The organism is Aeromonas sp. s4, assembly GCF_040907855.1.
GTDB lineage: Bacteria > Pseudomonadota > Gammaproteobacteria > Enterobacterales > Aeromonadaceae > Aeromonas > Aeromonas caviae.
The window spans coordinates 233,020-258,427 of sequence record NZ_JBFOCP010000019.1; the positions used below are offsets into that span (position 1 = coordinate 233,020).

Below are 25,408 nucleotides of genomic sequence, written 5' to 3' on the forward strand. Positions count from 1 at the left end.
ACTCAACGGGGTCTTTGATTGGCTTTCTGTTGCTGGACGAAACAAAAACGATAATGACAACAGGGCGACCTGAAGAATGAATGATATGGCTGCCGTAACAGGACAACTGGCAAGACTCAGGGAATCCCTCCAGCAGAAACAGCAGGAGCTTGACGGCATGGCGAGCTTCTCCGATGCCGAACGCACCCGCAGTATCCAGTTCATCGGCAAGTTGATGCAAGCCTGTCGCGGCCACGATCGCGAGCTCGACAACCGGCTCGCCAAGCTCAAGCAGAAACTTGAAGGCAACCCTCCGCTCACCTCCATCGATGCCGATCTGATCGCCATCGAGAAGCTGTTGCAGCAGCACAGCCACACCATGGAAGAGTCCATCAGCCTGACCCGGGCAGCCATCGATCTCGGCAGCAAACAGCTCAAAACCATCAAGGGGTTTCCGGAAGATACCCGCCGCGCCCTCAAGGAGTTTCTCGCCAGCCCGGAGAGTTACGGCATCGGCGATCACCAGAAGAAGGTGATCCGGCTGCTGGAGTTCTACCAACAGGCGATCAAGATCCAGCTGCTGCCGCGCAAGCCGCTGATCCCCCCTTCGGCGGAGATCCCCACCGAGCTCTCCAGCCCGGCCCCTACCGACTCCTTTGACATCAAGGCACATGCCCAGATTTCAGACGAGTTGCAGCGTCTCATCACCGAGCTCGACTTTGCCGGCGCCGTGGGCGAGAGCCTCGCAGACATCCGCCGCCAGTTGCTCGGGGGCATCACCCCTGCCCTGCTGGCCGAAGTCTGCCTGCAGATCATCGAACTCATCATCGAGGGTACCCGGGAAGAGCGCAAAGCCTCCCAGGCGTTTCTCAGCACCCTGAACGAGAGTCTCTCCTCGGTCCATTACAGCTTTACCGAATCCCTGGATGAAGGGCGGGCGCTGCAAAATGCCGCCCATCTCAGCGGACAGGCGCTGGAGCGGGAACTCGCCGCCATCGATCGCGCCATGGCAGCCCATGACTCGCCACAGATACTCAGGGGCGCCATCTCTGGGCATCTGGACACTATCCGCCGGCTGCAGCAGGAGCGGGAGGAGATGGCCAACCGCGAGCGCCACCTGCTCACCCACCTCTCCAACATGGAAGCCAAGCTCAGGTTGATGAAGGACGAGACCGCCGAGTACAAGAAGCGGCTCACCATCCAGAAACACAAGCTCTTCCTCGACAGCCTGACCCAGGTACACAACCGGGCGGCCCTGGACGAGCGGCTCGAGCTCGAATACAAACGCTGGTTACGCTATGGCACCCCCCTGTGCCTGGCCATCATCGACATCGACCACTTCAAGCACATCAATGACAACTACGGTCACATGGCCGGCGACAAGGCATTGAAGGTGGTTGCCAAGGCCCTGCAGAACGCCTTGCGCGACACCGACTTCATCGCCCGCTTTGGCGGTGAGGAGTTCGTGGTCTTGCTGCCGAACATCAATCCGGACAAGTACCAGAAGCCGCTGGAGAACCTGCGTCAGACCATCAAGAGCATCCCGTTCCGCTTTCGAGATGCCAGGGTCGAGATCACCATCTCCATCGGTGCCACCCTGTTTCGGACCGGCGACCATACCACGGATGCGTTCGAGCGTGCCGACAAGGCGCTTTACAGTTCCAAGCACTCCGGCCGGGATCAAGTCAATCTCGCCTGAATCCGCTTTGAGGAGCGGCTAAAAAAGCGGCAAACGCACAGTCCCCCTATTCCCCTGCCCACCCCCTTGCCTCTACTATCGAACCCGAGGGATGCCAAAGCATCCCGTTTTCTCCCCAGGGAAAGCACAACGATAACAAGCGAGTGAAAGGGGAAATTATGATTACACACATCAATCCCGTGGGCAGCATGGACCTGCTGTCCCAGCTCGAGGTGGATCGCCTCAAGCAGACGGCCTCCAGCGATATCTATCAACTGTTTCGCAACTGCTCGCTGGCGGTCCTCAACTCCGGCAGCCATACCGACAGTTCCAAAGAGATACTGGAACGTTTCAAATCCTTCGATATTCACGTGATCCGGCGCGAGCGCGGGGTCAAGCTCGAGCTGTTCAACGCCCCCGAGCACGCCTTCGTCGATGGCGAGATCATCCGCGGCATCCAGGAGCACCTGTTCTCCGTGCTGCGGGACATTCTCTATGTGTCGACCCAGCTCGAGTCCAATCGTCTGGTCAACCTGACCAGCTCCACCCATATCTCCAACGTGGTGTTCGCCATCCTGCGCAACGCCAAGGCGATCCTGCCCGGCGCCGACCCCAACCTGGTGGTCTGCTGGGGCGGCCACTCCATCAACGAGGTGGAATACCAGTACACCCGGGCAGTGGGTAGCGAGCTGGGTCTGCGCGAGCTCAACATCTGTACCGGCTGCGGTCCGGGTGCCATGGAGGGCCCCATGAAGGGGGCCGCCGTCGGCCACGCCAAGCAGCGGGTGCGCAACGGCCGTTACATCGGTCTCACCGAGCCTTCCATCATCGCCGCCGAACCGCCGAACCCCATCGTCAACGAGCTGGTGATCCTGCCGGACATCGAGAAGCGGCTGGAAGCCTTCGTGCGTCTGGGTCACGGCATCATCATCTTCCCGGGCGGGGTCGGAACTGCCGAGGAGCTGCTCTACCTGCTCGGCATCATGATGCACCCGGCCAACGATCGCCAACCCATCCCCATCGTGCTGACCGGCCCGAAAGAGAGCGCCGACTATTTCCGCGCCATCGACGACTTCGTCAAGGCGACCCTGGGGGAAGCCGCCACCAGTCTCTACCGGATCATCATCGGCGATGCGCCCGAGGTGGCCCGCGTGATGAAGGAGGCGATGCCGAAGATCCGCGAATACCGCAAGTCGGTGGGAGATGCCTACTCCTTCAACTGGTCCCTGCGGATCGAGCCCGAGTTCCAGCTGCCGTTCGAGCCGGATCATGCCAGCATGGCCAGCCTGGATCTGCATCGCAACCAGCCGCCCCAGCTGCTGGCAGCCAACCTGCGCCGCGCCTTCTCCGGCATCGTCGCAGGCAACGTCAAGGAAGGGGGCATCAGGGCCATCGAGAAGAAGGGTCCCTTCAAGCTGCACGGCGACAAGGAGCTGATGCACCTGATGGACAGGTTGCTGGAAAGCTTCGTCAAGCAGCAGCGCATGAAGCTGCCGGGCAGCCAGTACGTTCCCTGCTACGAGATAGTCAAATAGTCGGGACACCACAATGCACCGGAGGGGCCCATGGGCCCCTCTTTCATTGACTGGTCTTCTATGGGGTTAGCAGGAGACGCCACCATTGTTACAATGACACTCCCCGACGCCCGGAGTGCCCCATGCCACACCTGCTCATCATCGATGCCCTCAACCTCATCCGCCGACTGCACGCGGTGCAGAGCCAGCAGGGACTGACCCCGGCCCAGGCCCTGCTCGCCACCCGTGCCAACCTCATCAACACCAGCAAGAAGCTCCTGGCGGCCAGCGAGCCGACCCACGCCATCGCGGTCTTTGACGGTGAGGTCCACAGCTGGCGCAAGACGCTCTATCCCCCCTACAAGGAGGGCCGCACCCCCATGCCGGATGAGCTGAGGGAAGGGCTTGCCGACCTGCAGGACGCCTTCTGGGAGTGCGGTGTGGATGCCCTGCTCTCCCAGACCGACGAGGCGGACGATCTCATCGCCACCCTGGCAAGCGGCATTGCCCAGCACGGCGCCAGCGCCACCATCATCTCCACCGACAAGGGGTTCTGCCAGCTCATCTGCCCGCAGATCCGGGTGCGGGATTACTTCAACAAACGCTGGCTGGATGCCGCCTTCGTCCAGCAGCAGTACGGCGTTACACCGACCCAGCTTGTGGACTTCTGGGCCCTGACCGGTATCGGCGGCTCCAACATCAAGGGGGTGCCCGGCATCGGCCCCAAGACCGCCACCCAGTTGCTGCAGCAATACGGGGACCTGGCTGCCATGCTGGAGGCCTGTGAGCGGGAGGAGGCCACCAGACCCCTGCTCAAGCTGCGCCAGCACCGGGAAGAGGCCCTGCTGGCCCAACGCCTGGTCCGGCTGCAGCACGATATCCCGCTCGGGTTCAACCTGCGGGAGATCCGCTACCCTCCCGTCCCTGATGCCGGGGCGTGATCCCCAGCACACCATTTCCCAAGACAGGCCGTACCTGTTGACATAAATGGGTAAAATGTAAAGAAACATGGAGGATGTGGTGCAAAAATGGTATAAAGCCGACGAATCCTCCCCCTCTGTTCCCTAGAAGTGGATACGCCTCATGTCAAAAAGAAAGATTACCGTCATCCCGGGCGACGGCATCGGCCCCAGCATCATCGAATCCGCCATCCAGATCCTGACCCACGCGGGTTGTGACTTCGACTACGAATACGCAGACGCCGGTCTGGTAGCCCTGGAAAAACATGGCGAGCTGCTGCCCCAGGCCACCCTCGACCTGATCGAGAAGAACAAGGTCAGCCTGAAAGGCCCGCTCACCACTCCGGTCGGCGGCGGCTTCACCTCCATCAACGTCTCCCTGCGCAAGAAGTTCAATCTCTACGCCAACGTGCGCCCCGTCCTCTCCTTCAAGGGCACCAAGAGCCGTTACGACAACATCGACATCATCACGGTGCGCGAGAACACCGAAGGCATGTACTCCGGTGCTGGCCAGAAGCGCAGCGATGACAACCAGAGCGCCGAGGCGATGAGCATCATCACCCGGGAAGGGGCCGAGCGCATCGTCACCTTCGCCTTCGAGCTGGCGCGCCAGGAAGGACGCAAGAAGGTCACCATCATCCACAAGGCCAACATCCTCAAGTCCACCTCCGGCCTGTTCCTGGAAGTGGCCCGTCAGGTCGCGGCCCGCTACCCGGACATCCAGAACGAGGAGATGATCGTCGACGCCGCCTGCATGAACCTGGTGATGTACCCGGAGCGCTTCGATGTGATGGTCACCACCAACCTGTTCGGCGACATTCTCTCGGATCTCTGTGCCGGTCTGGTGGGGGGGCTGGGCATGGCGCCAGGCGCCAACATCGGTGAAGGGGCCGCCATCTTCGAAGCGGTACATGGCTCTGCGCCGGACATCGCCGGCAAGAACATCGCCAATCCCACTTCGGTGATCCTCGCCTCCATCCAGATGCTGGAGTATCTCGGCATGCAGGACAAGGCGGAGCGCATTCGCGAGGCCGTGCGGGCGACCATCGAGTCCGGTGATCGGGTGACCCGTGACCTGGGGGGCACTGCGTCCACCAGCGAATTCACCCAGGCCATCATCGACCGTCTATAAATAGAATCCAACCATATGATTTTAAAAGGGAGCTTCGGCTCCCTTTGTTTTATGCCAACGCCTCCCTACCTCCCTCGCCAGATGAATACTATGTTGATATGAGGGATAAGGAGATCCACCATGCGTGCTACTTTCATCTTGCTGATCGTCAGCAGCAGTGCCACGGCATTAGACAGGCCAGTCGACAATGCCTGGTTGACGCCGCCTCCCCAGCACGAGGCGCCAGCCAAGCAGACCTGGCAATCCACCCTGGATACCAACGATCTGCTCAAACAGCCCAAGCCGCTCTCCCTGGGGGTGGATATCACCACCGACAGCAACGGCAATCGGCAGGTCACCCCCTATCAGAAGCTGAACCTCACGGCAGAGAAGAGCGTCAGCCTCTCCTTCGAAAAGCAAAAGCCCAGGATCAAGTTCAACGCTGGCGGCATCAACACCTCGGTCAAGCTTCGCGGGGATGGCGTCAAGATGCAGTTCAACCCCAGTGACAAGACCATTCCCCTGCAAATTGAGCTGAAGATCACCGACGACGAGTCCATGATGCGTCTGGACTACCGCTTCTGATGACCCAGACACAAAAAAACCGGACGTCACCGTCCGGTTTTTTCATGCCCTGTTCCCGATGCTGCTTCAGGACTTGGGGGACAACTTGGAGACCCAGAACTTGTTGTAGACGTGCACCGTGATCTCTTCGCGATCGTGATAGAGCTGCTTGGCCTGAATGATGAAGCCGCTGTCGATCTCCGCCAGCAGTCCGCGCAGCACCTCGATGTTGTGCACCGCCTCGGCATAGCGCTTCTTCATCGGCAGCTTGAGGTTGAACATGGCTTCCTGACAGTCGTTCTCCCTGAACCAGTCGGCCACCATGTGGGTCACTCGCGCAGGCTTGTCCACCATGTCGCACACCAGCCAGTAGGTATTCTTCTTGCTCGGCCGCCACACGAAACCATCGTCACGGATGTGCTTCACCTGACCTGTGTCCATCAGGGATTGGGCCATCATGCCGTTGTCCACCGCCGTCACCATCATGCCGCGACGCACCAGCTGATAGGTCCAGCCACCCGGGCAGGCGCCAAGATCCACGGCCTTCAGGCCGGAGCACAGGCGCAAGTCCCACTCTTCCTTCGGCACGAAGACGTAGAACGCCTCTTCCAGCTTGAGGCTGGAGCGGCTCGGGGCATCGGCCGGGAATCGCAGGCGCGGGATCCCCATGTGGAAGGCAGAGTTGTTGAAGGAGTAGGAGTACCCCAGCATCAGGTGGTCATTGGCCAGGAAGAAGGCGTGGAACACGGGACGGTTCGGGGTCTCCTTCTTGGTCAGGATCTCGTTGCTGCGCAGCGCCTGGCGAAGCGGCACGGTGAACTTGCGGCAAAAGGCGGAGAGCTCCTTCGCCTCGTTGGTATCGGCCGTCTCCACCCGCAGATCACCGCAAATGGCGTAACCGCTCGCCGCCTCCAGGATGGGAGAGACCCGATCGCTTATTTCCAGATCTTTCAGCTCGTGGGTCACCACCAGCATCTGGCGAATGAAGATGAGCTCGCGGAACGGCAACTTGCGCGCCAGCAGATCGGCCTGCTCCTCGTCATACAACTCGAAGATCACATAGCCGCTGTCGTCCTTGACCCGGGCAAAGCCGTAGCACTGCATGTTGCCGGCACGCTCGGTGATCTCTGCCGCCGCCTCTTTCTCAAAACCCGGGCGGCAATAAAGCAGCAGATTATTCATTCTTTCCTCCAAGACGACAGCCGGCCCACATCAGAGCCGCCCATCCCAACATAAAACAGAGGCCACCGGCCGGGGTGATGAGCCCCAGCCCCTTGCTGCCAAGCAGCACCATGGCGTAAATACTGCCGGAGAATCCCAGGATCCCCAGCACAAAGACGGCGCCCGCGAAGGTGATCACCTTGCCGCGCACGCCGCACAACCCCAGCACCAGCAGGGCCAGGGCGTGGAAAAACTGGTATTGCACGGCGGTGTTGAACGCCGCCAGCAACGAAGGAGCGATGCCGGTCGCCGCCAGCCCATGAGCGCCGTAGGCCCCGAGCATGGTGGCCGTCAGGCCGAAGAAGCCCGCCAGCACCAGCCAATGTCGTTGGATCTGCATCTTCTCTCCTTGCACGCTTCTTCTATCGACCCGCTCGAGATGGTCAGGAGCGGCCCACCGCCGCGATAAAACCCTTGATCCGCTCCGCGGCCAGTCGCAGGTTCTCCTGCTCGCTCATGCCGCTCGCCTTTCTCGGTTTGAAACCATGATCCCCGTCGGTCAGCCAGTGGACCGATACGGCGGGTGAGAAGGGGAAATCGGCCAGCTCGGCGCGAGAACCGAAGGTATCGCGCTCCCCCTGCAGCAGCAGCGTGGGCGTCGTGATCTGCTTGAGCACCTCGCCCCGCCATGCGTCGGGCTTGGCCGGGGGGTGGAAAGGATACCCGAGAACGATCAATCCTGCAGCATCCATCTCGTCGCCCCCCTCGCAAAACAGCTCGGCCGCCATCCTCCCCCCCATGGACTTGCCCGCCAGAAACAGCCGGGGATGGGCAAACTGACGCACCATCTCGCGCCAGTGAGCCAGCAGCACGGGTTGTCTGTCCGGCGGCCTGCGTTTGCCGTCCTGAGCTCGTTTGGTCATATAGGGGAAGTTGAAGCGCACCACCTCGATATCCGGCCCCGCCAGCAGTCGCGACAACTCGGCCAGGAAGCTGTGCTCCATGCCCGCCCCCGCGCCGTGGGCCAGCAGAATGCGAACGGGGGCGTCACTCGCCCCCTCTCTTGTCAGGTCAGTCACCAGGTCAACTCCTCAGGCATCGGCAAGGCGGGCACGCCTGCGGGCCTCTTCCTGCTCCACCAGTTCCAGCATCCAGTCGCGAAAAGCCACTATCTTGCCCTGATCGGACTGCTGCTCCTGACACACCAGATAGAAAGCGTTCTTGCTCACCAGCACCTGTTCGAACGGGCAGATGAGACGACCCGCCTCGATCTCCGGCTGGGCCAGCACGCTGTGGCCGAGCGCCACCCCCTGACCGTGGATCGCCGCCTGGATCACCATGGTGGAGTGGCTGAAGATGGGCCCCTGATTGACATTGGGTGCGTCGATGTCAAGCTGGCGGAACCAGGCCTTCCAGTCGCGCCGGGAGGTGTCGTGCAGCAGGGTGTGACGGGTCAGATCGTCCGGGGTGCGCAGGGGCTTGGGGCCGGTCAGCAACAGGGGCGAGCAGACCGGGATCAGGTACTCGGTGTGCAGCTTGTCCGAACGAAGACCCGGCCAGTTGCCGCGGCCGTAGTAGATGGCCACGTCCACGTCGTCGGTGAGGGAGCCCTCGTCCATGTCCACCGCCTTGATCCGCACATCGATGTCCGGGTGGCGTTCGCTGAACTTGACCAGGCGGGGCACCAGCCACTGGATGGCGAAGCTCGGCTGCAGGGAGACGGTGAGCGCCCCCTTGGCGCTGCGGGCCAGCAGCTTGTCGGTCGCCTCGGAGATGGAGGCAAAGATGTCCTTGATATCGAGGAAGTAGCTCTGCCCCTCCTCGGTCAGTAGCAGGGAGCGATTCTTGCGGCGAAACAGCTTGATGCCGAGATACTCCTCCAGCGCCTTGATCTGGTGGCTGATGGCTGCCTGGGTCACGAACAGCTCTTCTGCTGCGCGGGTAAAGCTCAAGTGACGAGCCGCGGCTTCAAACGCTTTCAGTGCATTGAGCGGAGGTAAACGACGAGACATGGAATCGGCCGACGATGAATTTTTCTAATGGGGCGCATTATAAATTGTCGGTTGCGGGTCGACCAGTGAATAAACATAATTCGCCACGCAATTCGTTGTCATATGGCTCACACCTTCTCTTCCATGTTGGTTTACATGTGGTTTTTGTGAGTGAGTCGACAGTGATTGTGGTGTTGTGTTTCTTCCTCTGCGGGAAGAAGGGCTAAATCAGGTCGATTTAACCCAGTCTGTCATCTGAATGTGTTTGGCGCCTCCGGTTGGATGGCGCCTTTTTTCTTATCCTCCCCTACACCCGGAACTGGCCCACCAGTTGCTGCTGCTTGTCCGCCAGTTGCGACAGCTCGCGCCCATTGTCGGCGGAGGTCGCCGCTTCCGCCCGAATGGTATGGCTCACATCGCGAATATTGCTGACGTTGCGATTGATCTCGTCCGCCACTCCGCTCTGCTCCTGCGCGGCCCTCGCGATCTGCTCGTTCATCTGGTGGATGGTGCCGACAGCCTGGATGATCTGCTCCAGCACGCTGACCGACTGCTCCACCTTGGTGAGGGTCAGATCCGCCTGGTGATGACCGGTCAGGATCGCCTTCACCACCGCCTCCGTCCCCGACTGCAACTGGCCGATGAGGTTCTGGATCTCGACGATGGCGTTCTGGGTTCGGCCCGCCAGGTTGCGCACCTCGTCGGCGACCACCGCAAAACCGCGCCCCTGCTCACCGGCTCGGGCCGCCTCGATGGCCGCGTTCAAGGCCAGCAGGTTGGTCTGCTCGGCGATCCCCTGGATCACCACCAGGATGTCGTTGATGTTGTCGCTGTTGGCAGAGAGGTGCTCCACCACTGGTTTGGCATCGCTTATCACCGTCATCAGTCTGGACATGGCCTCCTGGGTCTGCGCCACCACGGACTTGCCCTCCTGGGCCGCCGTGTCGGCCTCATCGGCCGCCGCCACCGCCGCATTGGCATTGCCGGCGACCTGCAGGGCGGTAGCGCTCAACTCTTCAAACGCGGTCGCCACCAGATCCACCTCCTGATACTGGGACTGCATGCCGGCGCTGGTACGAGCTGCCCCTTGCGCCGCCAGGGCCGCACTGGCCCGAGTGCCCGCAACGGTGTCGATCACCTGGCTGATGGTGGATTGCAGCTTGTCCAGGAACTTGTTGAACCACTTGGCCAGCTCGCCTATCTCGTCATCCCTGCGCAGATCGATGCGCTGGGTGAGATCCCCCTCCCCGCTGGCGATGTCCTTGAGGCGTGCCACCACGGCGCGGATGGGCGCCACGATGCGCTGGGCCATCAGCCAGATGCAGAGCAGGGCGAGCGCCGAAATCCCGCCACCTATCGTGAGCTGGGTTGCCACGCTGCGCTGGGCCTGATCCTCAAGCTCCCCTTGCAGTTGCAGGGCCGAGGCGAGCACCACGGCGCGGGGCAGCTCGATATAGATGCCCCACTTGCGATCCGTACCGCGCATGCTGACCGGCACGAAGGTCTGCAACAGTGCGCCATCCGGGCTCCAGCGCGTCACCACATCTCCCTTGGTCAGCCACCCCTTGAGATCCTGCGCCAGCCCTTGCTGCTCCAGCAGATTGCCAAGGGCGACCGGGAACCCTTCCACGCCGGCCACCCGCCCTTCACTGCTGAGCAGAAGCACCTTGCCCTGCCCCTTGTAGAGGGTCCGGCCCATCTCTTCCACCAGACTCTGCAGGGTCCCCAGGGAGATGTCGACCCCCACCATGCCAAGCAGGGAGCCCTGGTCCAGCAGCGGCACGGTTACCGAGGTCATCAACACCTGCTGGGTCCCCACCTCGTCCACATAGGGTTCGAGCAGACAGAGCGCCTTGCTGCGGATGCTGCAACTGTACCAGTCGTTCTCAAGGCCGCCGTGTCCGGAGGGCTTGTCGTTGGCCAGCATCGCCTCGTCCATCACCTCCAGGTTGACCTTGCCGTCGACCCTGGCCCAATAGCTGGAAAAACGCCCCTTGTCGTTGGCGCCGAGCGCCGTCGACCCCTGATAGTTGTCATCCTCCCCGTCAAGCTGGTTGGGTTCGAATACCGCATAGACACCGAGCAGGTTCGCTGACGACTCCGCCGCATCCTGCAACTGCTGGTTGACGGCATTGCGCAGCGCCTCGGAGTGAACGAAGTTGTCGGCCGCGTTCTTGCGCTGGAACAAGATGCCCTCGGCAAGCAGGGTAGCCCTGAAGTAAGCCTCATCGAGGTAGCTGGTCACCCGGGCTGCCTGGGTCGCCCCCATGGCCTGCATCCAGTTTTCTGCCGCGTGCTGCCCCTCCAGGGTGGTGGAGGTGAGCACCTGCTCCTGCATGCGGGCCGCGTTGAAAAGAGAAGAAGCCACCAGCGCGACGGCACTGGCCAGCAGACAGCAACCGGCGATCAGGGTGATCCGTCCCTGAACAGAAAGAGAACTCATGCCACTATTTCCTAACGTCTACAGATGTGAACACTGTATCGGTTTTGGATACAAAAACTTAACTAAATCAGCAGAGATCCAGGCTTAATTGATTGATTTCACCCGCTCCGGGCAAACCAACGACCAGACCGAGCAGGCGAATGGGCTTTCCTTGAGCCCGTTGCAGTCCCTCGTGCAGCAGATCGTGGAAACGTGCCGCCTGATAACTCCCCTTGCGGTAGACGGTGGTCTGGTGAAAATCGGCAAACTTCAACTTGATCCCCTGCCCCATCAGCATCTCCGCAGGGCAGGCCTTGGCAAAACGCTGCTCCAGCTCGGGAATGAGCCGGCTGAGCACCTGCCAGCAGGCGTCCTCGTCCAGCACGTCGCTGGCGAGCGTCGTCTCCACACCGATGCTCTTGCGCACCCGCCTGGCCTGCACCGGCTGATCGTCATGCCCCCAGATGCGGCCGGCCAGCATCTCCCCGAGCTTGCCGAAACGGGCGATCAGCTCCTCGTTGCCGAGCTGGCGGGCATCTTCGCACGAATACAGCCCGAGGGACTCCAGCCGCTCTGCCGTCTTGCGGCCGATGCCGGGCAGCTTGCCAAGGGGGAGCTGGCGCACGAACTCGTCCACCTCCTGGGGGCGGATGACGAACAGGCCGTCAGGCTTGCGCTGCTCGGAGGCGAGCTTGGCCAGAAACTTGTTCGGCGCCACACCGGCCGAGGCAGTCAGCCCAAGCTCGGCGCTGATGGCGGCGCGGATCTCCGCCGCCATCAGGGTGGCGCTGCCACCGCAGCGGGGACTCTGGGTCACGTCGAGATAGGCTTCATCGAGAGAGAGCGGCTCCACCTGCTCGGTGTAGCGCAGGAAGATGGCGCGCAACTGGCGCGAAGTTTCTTTGTAGACGGCCATCCGCCCGGGGATCAGCACCAATGGCGGACAGAGCTTTCTGGCCAGGGCGCTCGGCATGGCGGAGCGCACCCCGAAGCGGCGCGCCACGTAGTTGCAGGTGGAGATGACTCCGCGTCGGTCAGCAGCGCCACCGATGGCGAGCGGCACCTCCCTAAGGGCCGGGTTGTCCCGCATCTCCACCGCGGCGAAGAAGCAGTCCATGTCGATGTGAATGATCTTGCGCATGGCCGTGTCTGTTGCTGTGTCGACAGCCTCCCGAACAGATCATAGGGATAGACCCTGGGCATCCGGCGAGGAGGCGTGTCGAACGACAAAAATACTGTATGGATAACCAGTTGAACGTTCCATGCTACCCCAAGCCTGTCATTTCTGCCAGCGCGCCAGCGCGGGCTAGGGCATAGACTCTCAGGGCTCCCATTTGCGGGGGCTGGGAGGTGCAGGATGAGAAGATTCTGGCCGCTGCTGGGCCTGCTGCTGCCGCTGACGGGCACGAGCAAGGATCACCCGACTGCGGAGTGCAACTGGCTCTATCAGCGCATCGCCGCCTTGGAAAAAGCCATACAGCAAGGGGATAAACTGGGCACCAGGGAGGAGCTGGCAAAGCGAAAGAAAGAGTTCAAGGCAAAGGCATGCAGCCAATATGACTACTGACCCCATGCCACATAAAAAACGAGCCGACCCAGGGGTCGGCTCGCTTCGTTGCAAGGCTGCCTTCAGAGCGATATCCGCCGTTAGATGATGCGGTTGTCCACCAGCATCTTGCGACGGGCCTCTTCCTTGGCCATCTTCTTCTTGCGGTTGTCGCAAGGCTCGGGGCAGTCGCACTCCTTCTCGATCCCGATGGAACCCAGGCCGCCACAGGAGCCGGAGATGGACTTGCGCTGGAAAATGTAGCCGATGGCCATGGCCACCACGACCATCAGAAACACCCCGAAGGTGATCAGAAAGATCTGCATGTAGTTACCCCTTACTTCTTGACCAGATATGGTTTGAAGGCATCCGAATAAGCCTCTTCGAACCCGTCATCCGTCTTGGTGATGGTGAAGATGGCCAGCCCCCGTTCCTTGGCATAGGCCAGGCTCTTCTCCGGCCCCATGACCATGAACACGGTCGCCAACCCGTCTGCAGTCATGCAGGAGGGGTGGATGACGGTCACCGACACCAGGCGGTGCTGGATGGGCTTGCCCGTCAGCGGATCCATGGTGTGGGAGAAGCGCTTGCCGTCCAGCTCGTAATAGTTGCGGTACTCGCCCGAGGTGGCCACCCCGTTGTCACCGGGCAGGATCACCTCCTGTACTGAACCGGCATTGACGGTCGGCTTCTCGATGGCGACACGCCAGGGATGCCCCTTGCCGTTGACACCGTTGATGCGCAGCTCGCCGCCTATCTCCACCAGATAGTTGCGCGCCCCCTGGGACTCCAGGTACTCGGCCACCTTGTCTACGCCAAACCCCTTGGCAATGGCGGAGAGATCCACGTAGAGGTCCGGGATGTCCTTTTGCAGGGTATCGGCATCGGCAGAGGTTATCACATGCAGATTGCCAAGGCCCGTCTTCTGCCGGGTCTGGGCGATCAGCTCGTCGGACGGCACCTTGGTCGGTCTGGCATCCGGCCCAAAGCCCCACAGATTGACCAGAGGACCGACGGTGACGTCCAGCGCCCCGCGGCTCTCGCGGCCAATGTGAATGGCCTCGGTCACCACCCGCGCGGTATCGCGGGAAACCACCACAGGGGTATTGCTCTTGTGCTGGTTGAAGCGTGACAGCTCGGAATCCGGGCGATAGGTCGACATCTGATCGTTGACCCGCTCCAGCAAGACGTCGACCTCGGCTTGCAGCCTGGCGGCATCCTGAACGGCGCTATCTGCCACCTTGATGGAGTAGTAGGTACCCATGGTGCTGCCGGTGATGTGGATCTCCGGCTTCGATTGGACCGTTTCCTGACCGCACCCAGTCAAGAAAAAGGCTAGCCCGAAGGCTAGCCAGGTCTTTACAACGCTGTGCATGGATTAACCACCGAAGTCATCCAGCAGGATGTTCTCGTCTTCAACACCGAGGTTCTTCAGCATGTTGATGACGGCGGCGTTCATCACGGGAGGCCCGCACATGTAGAACTCGCAATCCTCAGGCGCCTCGTGGTTCTTGAGGTAGTTCTCGAACAACACGTTGTGGATGAAGCCGGTGTAGCCATCCCAGTTGTCTTCCGGTTGCGGATCGGACAGGGCGACGTGCCACTGGAAGTTGTCGTTCTCGGCCTGCAGCATGTCGAAGTCTTCGACATAGAACATCTCGCGCTTGGAACGGGCACCGTACCAGAAGCTCATCTTGCGCTTGGTCTTCAGACGGCGCAGCTGGTCGAAGATGTGGGAGCGCATCGGCGCCATACCCGCACCACCACCGACGAACACCATTTCGGCGTCGGTGTCCTTGGCGAAGAACTCGCCGAACGGACCGGAGATGGTCACCTTGTCACCGGCCTTCAGGCTGAAGATGTAGGAAGACATCTGGCCGGGAGGGGCAGTCCAGTTGCTGGGCGGCGGAGTTGCGATCCGCACGTTCAGCATGATGATGCCGAACTCTTCCGGATAGTTCGCCATGGAGTAGGCACGGATGATCGGCTCGTTGACCTTGGACTCCAGCTCGAAGATCTTGAAGCGATCCCAGTCGCCACGATACTCCTCGGGAATATCGAAGTTCTTGTACTGCACGTGGTGGGCAGGCGCTTCGATCTGGATATAACCACCGGCGCGGAACGGCACGCTCTCGCCATCGGGGATCTGCAGCTTGAGCTCCTTGATGAAGGTGGCCTTGTTGTCATTGGAGATGACGGTACAGTCCCACTTCTTCACGCCGAAGATCTCTTCCGGCAGCTCGATGTCCATGTCGGAACGCACGGTGACCTGGCAGGCCAGACGCTCGCCATGACGGGCTTCGCCCTTGCTGATGTGATCCAGCTCGGTCGGCAGGATGTCGCCGCCGCCGGATTTCACACGCACCTTGCACTGACCACAGGAGCCACCGCCGCCACAGGCGGAGGAGACGAAGATACCACTGCCGGCGAGCACGCCAAGCAGCTTGCCACCCGCCGGGCTGGTCACAGCCTTGGCCGGGTCGCCGTTGATGCTGATTGTCACGTCACCGGCGGTCACCAGCTTGGACTTGGCGAACAGAATGACTGCCACCAAGGCCAGCAGGATCACGGTGAACATGACCACACCCAGAATAATTTCCATCTATATTTCCTTTCCGATTACAGGGAAATACCAGAGAAGGACATGAAGCCCAGCGCCATCAGACCCGCGGTGATGAAGGTGATGCCGAGGCCGCGCAGGCCTTCCGGAACATCGGAATATTTCATCTTCTCGCGGATCCCTGCCATCGCGACGATGGCCAGCATCCAGCCTGCACCCGAACCCACGCCATAGACCACGGACTCAACGAAGTTGTAGTCACGCTGCACCATGAAGGAGACGCCACCGAAGATGGCGCAGTTCACGGTGATGAGCGGCAGGAAGATACCGAGGGCGTTGTAGAGGGCCGGGAAGTACTTGTCCAGCGCCATCTCCAGGATCTGTACCAGGGCCGCGATCACCCCGATGAAGGTGATGAAGCTCAGGAAGCTCAGATCCAGACCGGATACCAGGGCACCGTCTTTGAGCACGTAGTTGTAGATCAGGTTGTTGGCCGGGACGGCCACGGTCTGAACCACGATAACGGCAATCCCCAGCCCCATGGCGGTCTTGACCTTCTTGGACACCGCCAGGAAGGTACACATCCCCAGGAAGAAGGAGAGCGCCAGGTTCTCGATGAAGATCGAGCGAATCAACAGACTGATATAGTGTTCCATACCTTAATCCTTCGCCTCCACCTGCTTGGGATCCTTGGTGCGCACGCCCCAGATGATCAGACCAATGATGAAGAACGCACTCGGCGGCAGCAGCAGCAGGCCGTTGGGCACATACCAGCCACCATTGTTCACCAGCGGCAGCAGTTCGATGCCGAACCAGGTGCCGGAACCCAGGATCTCGCGCACGGTGGCCACGGTCAGCAGCACGGCGCCATAACCCAGACCGTTGCCGATACCGTCCAGGAAGGAGGGCAGCGGGGCACTCTTCATGGCGTAGGCTTCGGCACGACCCATCACGATACAGTTGGTGATGATGAGGCCGACGAACACCGACAGTTGCTTGGAGATGTCATAGGCATACGCCTTGAGCACCTGGTCAACCACGATAACCAGCGAAGCAATCACCGCCATCTGGGCGATGATCCGCACGCTGTTCGGGATCTGGTTGCGAATCAGGGAGATGAACAGGTTGGAGAAGGCGGTGACCGCGGTAACGGCCAGCGTCATCACGAACGCCGTCTTCATCTGGCTGGTAACGGCCAGCGCGGAACAGACACCCAGCACCTGCAGTGCGATGGGGTTGTTGCCGAGCACAGGCGTCAACAGCAACTTTTTCATTTCGCTCTTGTCAGCCATTGTTGATTTCTCCTGCACGTACTTTGGCCAGGAAGGGACCGAAGCCCTTGGGGCCCATCCAGAAGTCGAAGGTGTGCTGTACACCATTACCGGTCAGGGTTGCACCAGACAGGCCGTCGATTTCATGCTCGGAACCAGCCGGAGCATGGCCCTTGATCACCCGCAGCGCAGGCTGACCGTTCTGGTCGAACAGCTTCTTGCCGACGAACAGCTCGCGCCAGGCCGGGTTCTCGATCTCGCCACCCAGACCCGGGGTTTCACCGTGGTCATAGTAGGTGATGCCCTTGATGGTCTGGCCATCGGCCGCGACCGCTACGAAGGCGTACATGGTGGACCACAGACCCTGGCCGTAGATCGGCAGGATGATGTTGTCGACCTTGCCTTCGGCATCTTTGGCGAAGAACACCGGGATCAGTTTGGAGATTTGACGCAGGCCGGCCTTGTCGTCGGCCGGGGCCAGACGGATGCTCTTGGCCGGGTCCTTGGCGGCAACCTTGGTGTCGAAGTTGTCGGCATCGCCGTCAACGAACTCACCAGTGGTCAGATCCACCAGACGCGCTTCAATCTTGTCGCCATAGAGCTGGGCCAGGTCACGCTTGGCCACGGCGCTGATGTCGACGCCGGCGACGGACAGGATGTTGCTTTGCTTGTCCAGCGCCTTGTTTTCCAGCTGGGCCGGACGCAGACCCACGGCGGCCACGGAGACCACGATGGAGCAGACCAGACACAGACCGGTCACTACGGCGAGAGTGCCGGTAGTAGAGTCTTTATTAAACGCCACGTGCGATCCTCCGCTTGATGTTCGCCTGTGCCACGAAATGGTCAAACAAGGGGGCAAACAGGTTGGCGAACAGAATGGCCAGCATCATGCCTTCCGGGAATGCAGGGTTCACTACCCGGATCAGCACCACCATCACGCCGATCAGGGCGCCATACCACCACTTGCCCTTGTTGGTGAAGGCAGCGGAAACGGGGTCGGTCGCCATGAAGGCCATGCCGAACGCGAAGCCACCCAGCACCAGGTGCCAGTGCCACGGCATGCTGAACATGGGGTTGGTATCGGAGCCGATGACGTTGAACAGCAGGGAGGTCGCGACCATGCCGACCATGACGCCGGCGATGATGCGCCAGGAGGCGATGCGCATGTAGACGATCATGGCTGCACCGATGAGGATCATCAGGGTGGAAACTTCACCGATGGAACCGGGCAGGTTGCCAAGGAAGGCATCCATCCAGCTGATGGCTTCACCGGTGGCACCGTTGATGAGCGCCATCTGGCCGCCCTGGGCCCACTGGCTCAGTGCGGTTGCGCCGGAGAAGCCGTCAACGGCAACCCAGACCGCATCACCGGAGATTTGACCCGGGTAGGCGAAGAACAGGAAGGCACGACCCGCCAGCGCCGGGTTCAGGAAGTTTTTGCCGGTACCACCGAACACTTCCTTGGCCAGCACCACACCGAAGGTGATACCCAGGGCAGCTTGCCACAGGGGCAGCTCGGGCGGCACGATCAGGGCGAACAGGATGGAGGTCACGAAGAAGCCTTCGTTGATCTCGTGCTTGCGCACCATGGCGAACAACACTTCCCAGAAACCACCGACGATGAAGACGGTGATGTAGATCGGGAAGAAGTGCGCCGCACCGATCAGCATCTTGCTGCCGATGCCGGCGACGGCCGGATCCAGCGAGGCACCGAACAGGGTGGCCAGGGCGTATTGCCAGGAATCGGCACCGGCCGCGCTGCCCATGTGGGCGATGGCGGCGATGGACTGGTTGCCGACGTTGTACATGCCCCAGAACATGGCCGGGAACACGGCCAGCCACACCATGATCATCATGCGCTTCAGATCGATCGCATCACGGACGTGGGCGGCATTGCGGGTCACGGAACCCGGGGTATAAAACAGGGTGTACGCCGCTTCGAACAGGGCATAGTACTTGGCGTACTTGCCACCCGGCTCGAAGTGATGTTCCATATTTTCAAGAAGTTGCTTGAAACTCATCGCTTAACCTTCCAGTTCGATCTTGGTCAGGCACTCACGCAAGACGGGGCCGTACTCTGTCTTGCCGGGGCAGACGAAGGTACAGAGCGCCAAATCTTCCTCATCCAGCTCCAGGCAGCCGAGCGCCTGCGCGCTGTCGGTATCACCGGAGATCAGATCCCGCAGCAGCAGGGTCGGCAGGATGTCGAGCGGCATCACACGCTCATAGTTGCCGATAGGCACCATGGAGCGATCACTACCGTTGGTGGTGGTAGTGAAGTTGATGAGTTTGCCCTTCATCAGGTGAGAGAGGGTGGTACGGGTGATGGAGAACTTGTTGGCACTGGGTTTGACCCAGCCCATGAACTCTTTCTCACGGCCTTCGCCCAGCACGCTCACCTGGTTGTGGAAGCGACCCAGGTAGTCATGGACCCCTTCGGCCTTGGCACCGCTCAGCAGGGAACCGGAGATGATGCGGTTTTCGTCCGCACGCAGCTCGTTGTTGGTCAGCTGGCTGAGGCTGGCACCCAGACGGGTACGCAGCAGACGCGGCTTGATGACGTTCGGGCCAGCCAGGGCGATCACCTTGTCGGTAAAGATCTGGCCGGTGGTGAACAGCTTGCCGTAAGCGATCACGTCCTGATAGTTGATGTGCCACTGCACCTTGTTGGCACCGACCGGATCCAGGAAGTGGATGTGGGTGCCCGGCAGACCGGCGGGATGCGGACCGACGAACACGGCTTCCTTGACCTGGGCCAGGGAGGAGTGCGGCAGGCTGGCTTCGCCCTTGCAGACGTGGACGGTACCATCGGTCAGGCGGGTCAGCACGGCCAGACCGTCGAGGAAGGCCTGGGCCTGTTCCTTGATGATCAGCTCCGCACTGGCGGCCAGCGGGTTGGTGTCCATGGCGGTGACGAAGATGGCGCGCGGGGTGGAACCCACGGCCGGCACCTTGCTGAACGGGCGGGTACGCAGCGCGGTCCATTGGCCTGATGCGACCAGGATCTCCTGCACCTTGCTGCGCTCGAGCTGTGTCAGCTCGGCGGAGGCAAAATGCTCAAAGGTCACCTGCTCGTCGGACCCATCGATGTCGATGACGACGGACTGGAGAACACGCTTGGCACCACGGTTGATCTCAGAAACCACACCGGTGGCAGGGGCCGTGAATTTAACGCCGGGATTCTTCTTATCTTCGAAGAGCTCCTGACCTTTAATGACGCGATCACCTACTTTGACAAACATAGTAGGACGCATCCCCACGAACTCTTCGCCGAGTGTAGCAACACGGGTGATGGCCGGGCCATCGTAGATTACTTGCTCCGGAGCACCCAGCACGGGGATGTCCAGTCCTCTTTTAATTGTAATCATACTCACTTGCACTACCGTTAAGGGAAGACAGGTTGGTTAGCGCCGAGAAATACATCACGACGAGTTGTTGAATGAGCCCGTCAACATCGCGGAAAGCTGTCGAAGAAATAAACAAATCAGCAACATACAGGATCATTCAAAAGCGCCTGAGTTTACCACCTTAGGCGAGTTAGCCGCCACGCCAAATGGGGAAAATCCCCGCCCTATCACAAAATTAACCTTCACTGAATATTTCGCGCACGTCCTTGCAAACCGTGGTTTTAAAGGACTTTTCGCAAAACTAACCATATAGAGGTATTTTTCAGGCATAAGGAAAAGGATTAGAAAAAATAATGCCACCCCCCTCATCCCTGGCTGCACACCATTCGTGATAGCGCTGTTAATGGCCCGAGGAAGGCGCCATCAGAAGGTCCAACGGCTCACGCAAAGGGGGATTTGCTGACGCAACCCGGCGTCTTTGGCGCCTGCTCCCGGGCCTGCCACTCGGATTCGGTATAGGTATGCAGCGCCAATGCATGAATGGCTCCCGCCAGCTCGTCGGCCAACACCCCGTTCACCTGACGATGGCGACCCAGCAAACGCTGTCCCTCAAACGCCTGGCTCACCACGACTACCTTGAAGTGGCTTTCGGAGCCCGGTGCCACCCTGTGCATGTAGCTCTCATTGATCACTTCCAGGTGGCTCGGGGAGAGCGCGGCGGCCAGCTTGGCCTCTATCTGTTGTTGCATGCTCACGGTAAGGACTCCTCGTTGAATATCCGGCCATTGTAGCCAGGGTTGTGCGCCCGATGCATCAGGTACGAAGGATCCGCTCGCTCTCGCCGCACCGGACTGGTGAATTTCTCCGCCGCCGCTAGAATAGCGCCACTTTCACCGCTGCCGGGCAACACGGGGCAGACGGTCGCCATTCATCAATCACACGTTGGACTCTTGCCTATGCAAACCCTGCTCGACACGGCCCACTGCCACCTGACCCTGTATCGTTACCCGCGGCAGAGCCAGGACCCCCTGCAGGCCTGGGATGCGGCGGACGAGTACCTGATAAGCCACCTTGCCGAATCGCAGCAGGCACCTGACGGCCCCGTCATCATCATGAACGACGGCTTCGGCGCCCTGGCAGGCTATCTGCATGCCCACGCCCCCGTCTGCGTGACCGACTCCCACATCAGCGAGCGGGCCACCCTGGCCAACCTGGCGGAAAACGGGCTGGCTCCCCACGCCATCACCCTGCAGGATGCGCTGGCCCCCCTGCCCGATGCCCCCGCCCTGGTGGTGATCAAGGTCTCCAAGTATCAGGCGCTGCTGGAGCAGCAACTGCTTGCCCTGCGCGGGGTCGTCACCCCCACGACCCGCATCATTGCTGCCGGCAAGGCCAAGGACATCCACACCTCCACCCTCAAGCTGTTCGAGAAGTATCTGGGGGAGACCCGCACCTCACTCGCCTGGAAGAAGGCGCGCCTCATTCATTGCACCCCGGCCGCCGAGCGCCCGTCCCTGACCAGTCCCTTCCCGACCGTCTGGCCGCTGGAAGGCACCGACATGCTCATCCACAACCATGCCAACGTGTTCTCGCGCACCAGCCTGGATATCGGCGCCCGCTTCATGCTGGACAACCTGCCCATCCACAGTGCCCGCAGAGTGATCGATCTGGGATGTGGCAACGGCGTACTCGGGCTCTCCCTTCTCGCGCGGGACAGCGAGGTGGAGGTGACCTTCATCGACGAATCCCGGATGGCGGTAGCGTCCGCACGGCTCAACGTCGAGCACAACCGGCCCGATGCCCTGCCCCGTGCCCACTTTATGGTCAACAACTGTCTCGATGACGTTCCCGTCGGGGCAGCGGACAGGATCCTCTGCAATCCCCCCTTCCATCAGCTGCAGGCGATCACCGATCACATCGCCTGGCAGATGTTCAGCGATGCCCACCGGGTGTTGCCTCAGGGGGGCGAACTCTGGATAGTAGGCAACCGTCATCTGGACTATCACAACAAACTCAAGCGCCTGTTTGGCAACGCACAAGTCGTTGCGTCGAACAGCAAATTCGTTATTTTGAAAGCCATCAAACGCTAAAGATAAAGCTAAAGGAAACCCATGATGAAAAAGTCACTCTTGCTTCTGGCCGCTCTGGTATTGGGCGGTTGTGCTACTCACTGGCCCGAGAGCGCCCTGCTCAACCCGCAAGTCATCCCCTCCAACCAGCAGTACTACTCCGGCAACCGCATCACCATGGAAGGGGTGGACAAGCGTGAAGCCGCCTATGTTTTCTCCATCAAGAAAAAAGAGAAGGCTCCTGTGCTGGTGAACAGCAGTCAGCCTCTCAACAGCCTGCTGGCTGAAAAACTGGCGGAAGGGCTGCGCAGCCAGGGCCTGGAAGTGGGCAACAGCGGCACCACCAACCTGACGCTGGCCATCTCCACTGCCGCCGTCACCGTGGAAGAGAAGACCTTCACCTATGTCACCAAGTCCCGCGTCAGCCTGCAGGTGATTGCCGACTTCCAGGGCAGCAAGCTGACCAAGCAGTTCAACATGTCCTCCAGCAAGGAGGGCCCGGGCGAACCGAGCATGGCCGATCTGGAATCCACTCTGAACCAGCAACTGGGCAGCGTGCTGCAGCAGATCATGGCCGACGAGGCACTGCGCGGTTATCTCAAGGGCCAGCCGAGCTGAGCGAGGACATATAAATGAAGAAACTCTGGTTACTGGTCACCCTGATCGCCCCCCTGGCTTTTGCCGGTCAAAAAGTCCAGATGGAGACCAACCATGGCACCATCGTCGTGGAGCTGGCCCCCAAACAGGCGCCCCAGACCGTGAAGAACTTCCTGCGCTACGTGGCAGACGGCAGCTATGACGGTAGCCTGTTCCACCGGGTGATCCAGAACTTCGTGGTGCAGGGTGGGGGCTACAACCAGCAGTTCCAGCCCCTGCCGACCTTCGATCCCGTGGTCAACGAGTCCAGAGGCGGCCTGCCCAACAAGCGCGGCACCATCGCCATGGCCCGCACCCAGGCGGTCGACAGTGCCACTCGCCAGTTCTATTTCAATCTGGTGGACAACGACAACCTCAACGCCAATGCCGGCGCCGGTTACACCGTGTTCGGCCAGGTCGTGAAGGGGATGGAGGTGCTGGACAAACTGGCCCAGGTCCAGACCGGCTACAGCTCCATCCTGCGTGCCAACGACGTCCCCACCAGCCCCATCATCCTGAAGAAAGTGGTGCTGCTCGCGGACAAATAACGCGGCCCGGATCACATTCCACCGCGTCCCTGAACGGGTCACCAATCTCTTTTTCTATACTCTGCTCCCCGATGTGTGCCACGCATCGGGGAGCAGAACCAGAAGGAGGAGCCGGTGACCTGTCATGATTACATAACCCAACACGCCGGCCCGCTGGCCCAGGCGGTTCGCCATTTTCTGGCACGCAAGATTCCCTATCAGCAGCTGGAAGACTTGAGTTGGCAGCTCCTCTCCCATTGGCAGGCGCTCTGCGTGATCCCCATGGACAAAGCCCCCGCCAACGAGCAGGAAGGGGTGTTCTGGCATCTGCTTCACAGCCTGCACCTGTGGGATGAGCAGCACCTCCTCTGTGATGACGCGCTGCGTCTGCAACTCATGGCCTGCGCCAATTTTCTCGCCGACGGGGGCCCCTGCCCGCACCACTGCATCGGCTCGCGCCCCTGAAACCTGCCGCTCCCCCCTCGGCTTGCCTTGGCTACGCCTGCCGAACCTGACAAAATGACCCCCTTTTCCCCGAGGAGTCAGGCAGTTGAACAATCTCCGCCCGCCCAGCCACACACCGGGCCGCGCCACCCGCTGGCGAGATGCCCTCGCCGTCTATCTGGAAGCGCGGGTACTCATCCTGTTCGCCATGGGATTCTCCTCCGGCCTGCCCTTGCTGCTGGTCTTTGGCACCCTCTCGTTCTGGCTGCGCGAAGCGGATGTCAGCCTGACCGACATTGGCTACATGAGCTGGGTAGCGCTGGCCTACGGTTTCAAGTGGCTGTGGTCGCCCCTGGTGGATCGGCTGCCCCTGCCCCTGCTGTCACGGCTGCTTGGGCGGCGACGCAGCTGGATGCTGTTCTCCCAGGTGCTGATCGCCCTCTCCCTGGTGGGGATGGCCTATTGCGATCCCAAGACCCAGCTCGCCCAGCTGGCCCTCTTTGCTCTGCTGGTGGCCCTCTCCTCTGCCACCCAGGACATCGTCATCGACGCCTATCGCATCGAATCCGCTCCCGAGCGGCTGCAGGCGGCCATGGCCGCTTCCTATATGACGGGGTATCGACTCGCCATGATCATGGCGGGAGCGGGGGCGCTGGCGCTGGCGGCCTGGCTCGGCAGCAACAACGGCTATGACTATCGCGGCTGGCAGCTCACCTATCTGCTGATGGGAGGGCTGATGTCTCTTGGCATCCTCACCACCCTGATGAGTCACGAGCCGCAGATCGATCTCAAGAGTCAGGACGAGCAGCAGATGGCGCGCAAGGCTACCCTGCTGGCACGGGGTTGGTCACCCACGCTGGCCGGGCTGGGGGCCTGGACCTACGAGGCCATCTGGTGTCCCTTCGCCGACTTCTTTCGCCGCTACGGCTCCTCGGCCCTGCTGATCCTCGGGCTTATCGCCTGCTATCGCATCTCGGACGTGGTGATGGGGGTGATGTCCAACAGCTTCTATGTGGATCTGCAGTTCAGCAAGACGGAAGTGGCCACCATCACCAAGGTCTATGGTGTCATCATGACGCTGGTGGGAGCCGCGCTCGGGGGCGTGCTGGTGATGCGCTTTGGCACCCTGCGCATCCTGTTCCTCGGCGCCGTGCTGACCGCCAGCACCAATCTGCTGTTCGCTCTCCTCAACGAAGTGGGCCACAACCTGGAGCTGCTGACTCTGATCATCTCGCTGGACAACCTCAGCGCCGGCATAGCGACGGCTGCGTTTGTAACCTATCTATCGAGTCTCACCAACGTCGCCTTCTCCGCCACCCAGTACGCCCTGTTCAGCTCCATCATGCTGTTGCTGCCCAAGTTGCTGGCGGGGTTTTCTGGTCGCGTGGTGGAGCAGATCGGCTACAGCCACTTCTTCATCGGCACCAGTCTGCTCGGCATTCCGGTGATGATCCTGATCATCATGGTTGCCAAACGAGGCAGCACCTTGTCACCACAAACGCACAAATAGCAAGCGTTTGCGCATTTTAGGGGGTGATTAGATTCACAAATCCTGACAAAGTTCCCTGGTGCTTGTTTATCCGCTGAATTTATTTGGCTAGAATCCCTTCCGCTCCTTGTGGGCAGGCT

Annotated in this window: 26 protein-coding genes; 11 read left to right on the plus strand and 15 right to left on the minus strand. The window is 60.8% G+C overall.

From position 1 onward, the window contains the following. The first annotated feature begins 76 nt into the window (after positions 1 to 76). The 5 genes from AB5Y89_RS05340 to AB5Y89_RS05360 all read left to right on the plus strand — a co-directional run bounded on the left by AB5Y89_RS05340 (position 77) and on the right by AB5Y89_RS05360 (position 5,826). Entirely contained in the window at positions 77 to 1,678 is a 1,602-nt protein-coding gene (locus AB5Y89_RS05340) for a diguanylate cyclase (protein WP_029313929.1), read from the plus strand. A gap of 158 nt (positions 1,679 to 1,836) precedes the next feature. Continuing rightward, complete coding sequence (gene ppnN / locus AB5Y89_RS05345; protein ID WP_010673382.1) at positions 1,837 to 3,192, plus strand: nucleotide 5'-monophosphate nucleosidase PpnN; 1,356 nt, start codon at positions 1,837 to 1,839, stop codon at positions 3,190 to 3,192. A gap of 122 nt (positions 3,193 to 3,314) precedes the next feature. Then, a complete protein-coding gene (xni, locus tag AB5Y89_RS05350) occupies positions 3,315 to 4,112 on the plus strand; it encodes a flap endonuclease Xni (RefSeq protein ID WP_201888479.1) in 798 nt (265 codons plus the stop codon). Between the two features lie 142 nt (positions 4,113 to 4,254). After that, positions 4,255 to 5,262 carry an isocitrate dehydrogenase gene (locus AB5Y89_RS05355; RefSeq protein WP_010673380.1) on the plus strand — a complete coding sequence of 336 codons (1,008 nt, stop codon included), beginning with the start codon at positions 4,255 to 4,257 and terminating at the stop codon, positions 5,260 to 5,262. A 120-nt stretch (positions 5,263 to 5,382) separates the two neighbouring features. Further along, the gene (locus AB5Y89_RS05360; protein ID WP_041211281.1) at positions 5,383 to 5,826 is read left to right on the plus strand and encodes a hypothetical protein; all 444 of its coding nucleotides are present in this window, start codon (positions 5,383 to 5,385) and stop codon (positions 5,824 to 5,826) included. 66 nt (positions 5,827 to 5,892) lie between these two features. On the opposite strand, the gene rlmM is transcribed toward AB5Y89_RS05360, so the two are convergent. From rlmM to dinB, 6 genes are all read right to left on the minus strand, one after another. Then, positions 5,893 to 6,987, minus strand: a complete 1,095-nt coding sequence (rlmM, locus tag AB5Y89_RS05365; protein ID WP_042864272.1) for a 23S rRNA (cytidine(2498)-2'-O)-methyltransferase RlmM — start codon at positions 6,985 to 6,987, stop codon at positions 5,893 to 5,895. Beyond that, positions 6,980 to 7,366: a DUF423 domain-containing protein gene (locus tag AB5Y89_RS05370; RefSeq protein ID WP_010673377.1), complete on the minus strand. Its 387-nt coding sequence runs from the start codon at positions 7,364 to 7,366 to the stop codon at positions 6,980 to 6,982. The genes rlmM and AB5Y89_RS05370 overlap by 8 nt, the downstream gene beginning before the upstream one ends. A 43-nt stretch (positions 7,367 to 7,409) precedes the next feature. After that, entirely contained in the window at positions 7,410 to 8,045 is a 636-nt protein-coding gene (locus AB5Y89_RS05375) for an alpha/beta fold hydrolase (RefSeq protein ID WP_128273287.1), read from the minus strand. Positions 8,046 to 8,057: 12 nt separating this feature from the next. Beyond that, a complete protein-coding gene (locus AB5Y89_RS05380; RefSeq protein WP_029313926.1) occupies positions 8,058 to 8,978 on the minus strand; it encodes a transcriptional regulator GcvA in 921 nt (306 codons plus the stop codon). Between the two features lie 286 nt (positions 8,979 to 9,264). Continuing rightward, positions 9,265 to 11,400, minus strand: coding sequence for a methyl-accepting chemotaxis protein (locus AB5Y89_RS05385; RefSeq protein ID WP_041214676.1), 2,136 nt, complete (start codon positions 11,398 to 11,400; stop codon positions 9,265 to 9,267). A gap of 67 nt (positions 11,401 to 11,467) precedes the next feature. Further along, the gene (gene dinB, locus AB5Y89_RS05390) at positions 11,468 to 12,520 is read right to left on the minus strand and encodes a DNA polymerase IV (RefSeq protein WP_010673373.1); all 1,053 of its coding nucleotides are present in this window, start codon (positions 12,518 to 12,520) and stop codon (positions 11,468 to 11,470) included. A 216-nt stretch (positions 12,521 to 12,736) separates the two neighbouring features. On the opposite strand from dinB, the gene AB5Y89_RS05395 reads away from it, so the two are divergent. Then, complete coding sequence (locus AB5Y89_RS05395; protein ID WP_214005261.1) at positions 12,737 to 12,946, plus strand: hypothetical protein; 210 nt, start codon at positions 12,737 to 12,739, stop codon at positions 12,944 to 12,946. Positions 12,947 to 13,026: 80 nt separating this feature from the next. On the opposite strand, the gene nqrM is transcribed toward AB5Y89_RS05395, so the two are convergent. From nqrM to AB5Y89_RS05440, 9 genes are all read right to left on the minus strand, one after another. Further along, positions 13,027 to 13,251, minus strand: coding sequence for a (Na+)-NQR maturation NqrM (gene nqrM, locus AB5Y89_RS05400; RefSeq protein WP_010673371.1), 225 nt, complete (start codon positions 13,249 to 13,251; stop codon positions 13,027 to 13,029). An 11-nt stretch (positions 13,252 to 13,262) separates the two neighbouring features. Further along, a complete protein-coding gene (locus AB5Y89_RS05405) occupies positions 13,263 to 14,300 on the minus strand; it encodes an FAD:protein FMN transferase (protein ID WP_029313924.1) in 1,038 nt (345 codons plus the stop codon). Between the two features lie 3 nt (positions 14,301 to 14,303). After that, a complete protein-coding gene (gene nqrF / locus AB5Y89_RS05410; RefSeq protein WP_010673369.1) occupies positions 14,304 to 15,527 on the minus strand; it encodes an NADH:ubiquinone reductase (Na(+)-transporting) subunit F in 1,224 nt (407 codons plus the stop codon). Between the two features lie 17 nt (positions 15,528 to 15,544). Then, positions 15,545 to 16,141, minus strand: coding sequence for an NADH:ubiquinone reductase (Na(+)-transporting) subunit E (gene nqrE / locus AB5Y89_RS05415; protein ID WP_005303538.1), 597 nt, complete (start codon positions 16,139 to 16,141; stop codon positions 15,545 to 15,547). A gap of 3 nt (positions 16,142 to 16,144) precedes the next feature. Next, positions 16,145 to 16,777, minus strand: a complete 633-nt coding sequence (locus AB5Y89_RS05420; RefSeq protein ID WP_005303545.1) for an NADH:ubiquinone reductase (Na(+)-transporting) subunit D — start codon at positions 16,775 to 16,777, stop codon at positions 16,145 to 16,147. Then, the gene (locus AB5Y89_RS05425) at positions 16,770 to 17,558 is read right to left on the minus strand and encodes a Na(+)-translocating NADH-quinone reductase subunit C (protein ID WP_045523606.1); all 789 of its coding nucleotides are present in this window, start codon (positions 17,556 to 17,558) and stop codon (positions 16,770 to 16,772) included. The genes AB5Y89_RS05420 and AB5Y89_RS05425 overlap by 8 nt, the downstream gene beginning before the upstream one ends. Continuing rightward, positions 17,548 to 18,777 (minus strand): NADH:ubiquinone reductase (Na(+)-transporting) subunit B, encoded by a 1,230-nt coding sequence (locus AB5Y89_RS05430; RefSeq protein ID WP_010673367.1) that lies wholly within the window; start codon positions 18,775 to 18,777, stop codon positions 17,548 to 17,550. Before AB5Y89_RS05430 ends, AB5Y89_RS05425 begins: the two co-directional genes overlap by 11 nt. A gap of 3 nt (positions 18,778 to 18,780) precedes the next feature. Beyond that, a complete protein-coding gene (locus AB5Y89_RS05435) occupies positions 18,781 to 20,124 on the minus strand; it encodes a Na(+)-translocating NADH-quinone reductase subunit A (protein WP_368223041.1) in 1,344 nt (447 codons plus the stop codon). A 419-nt stretch (positions 20,125 to 20,543) separates the two neighbouring features. Then, positions 20,544 to 20,852 carry a BolA family transcriptional regulator gene (locus AB5Y89_RS05440; RefSeq protein WP_010673364.1) on the minus strand — a complete coding sequence of 103 codons (309 nt, stop codon included), beginning with the start codon at positions 20,850 to 20,852 and terminating at the stop codon, positions 20,544 to 20,546. Between the two features lie 207 nt (positions 20,853 to 21,059). On the opposite strand from AB5Y89_RS05440, the gene AB5Y89_RS05445 reads away from it, so the two are divergent. From AB5Y89_RS05445 to AB5Y89_RS05465, 5 genes are all read left to right on the plus strand, one after another. After that, a complete protein-coding gene (locus AB5Y89_RS05445; protein ID WP_368223042.1) occupies positions 21,060 to 22,193 on the plus strand; it encodes a methyltransferase in 1,134 nt (377 codons plus the stop codon). Positions 22,194 to 22,217: 24 nt separating this feature from the next. Further along, a complete protein-coding gene (locus AB5Y89_RS05450; RefSeq protein ID WP_039040711.1) occupies positions 22,218 to 22,790 on the plus strand; it encodes a YajG family lipoprotein in 573 nt (190 codons plus the stop codon). 14 nt (positions 22,791 to 22,804) lie between these two features. Further along, positions 22,805 to 23,356, plus strand: coding sequence for a peptidylprolyl isomerase (locus AB5Y89_RS05455; protein WP_010673361.1), 552 nt, complete (start codon positions 22,805 to 22,807; stop codon positions 23,354 to 23,356). Between the two features lie 114 nt (positions 23,357 to 23,470). Then, positions 23,471 to 23,800 carry a hypothetical protein gene (locus AB5Y89_RS05460; RefSeq protein WP_042015623.1) on the plus strand — a complete coding sequence of 110 codons (330 nt, stop codon included), beginning with the start codon at positions 23,471 to 23,473 and terminating at the stop codon, positions 23,798 to 23,800. 187 nt (positions 23,801 to 23,987) lie between these two features. Next, positions 23,988 to 25,289, plus strand: a complete 1,302-nt coding sequence (locus AB5Y89_RS05465; protein ID WP_227263739.1) for an MFS transporter — start codon at positions 23,988 to 23,990, stop codon at positions 25,287 to 25,289. Positions 25,290 to 25,408 lie beyond the last annotated feature (119 nt).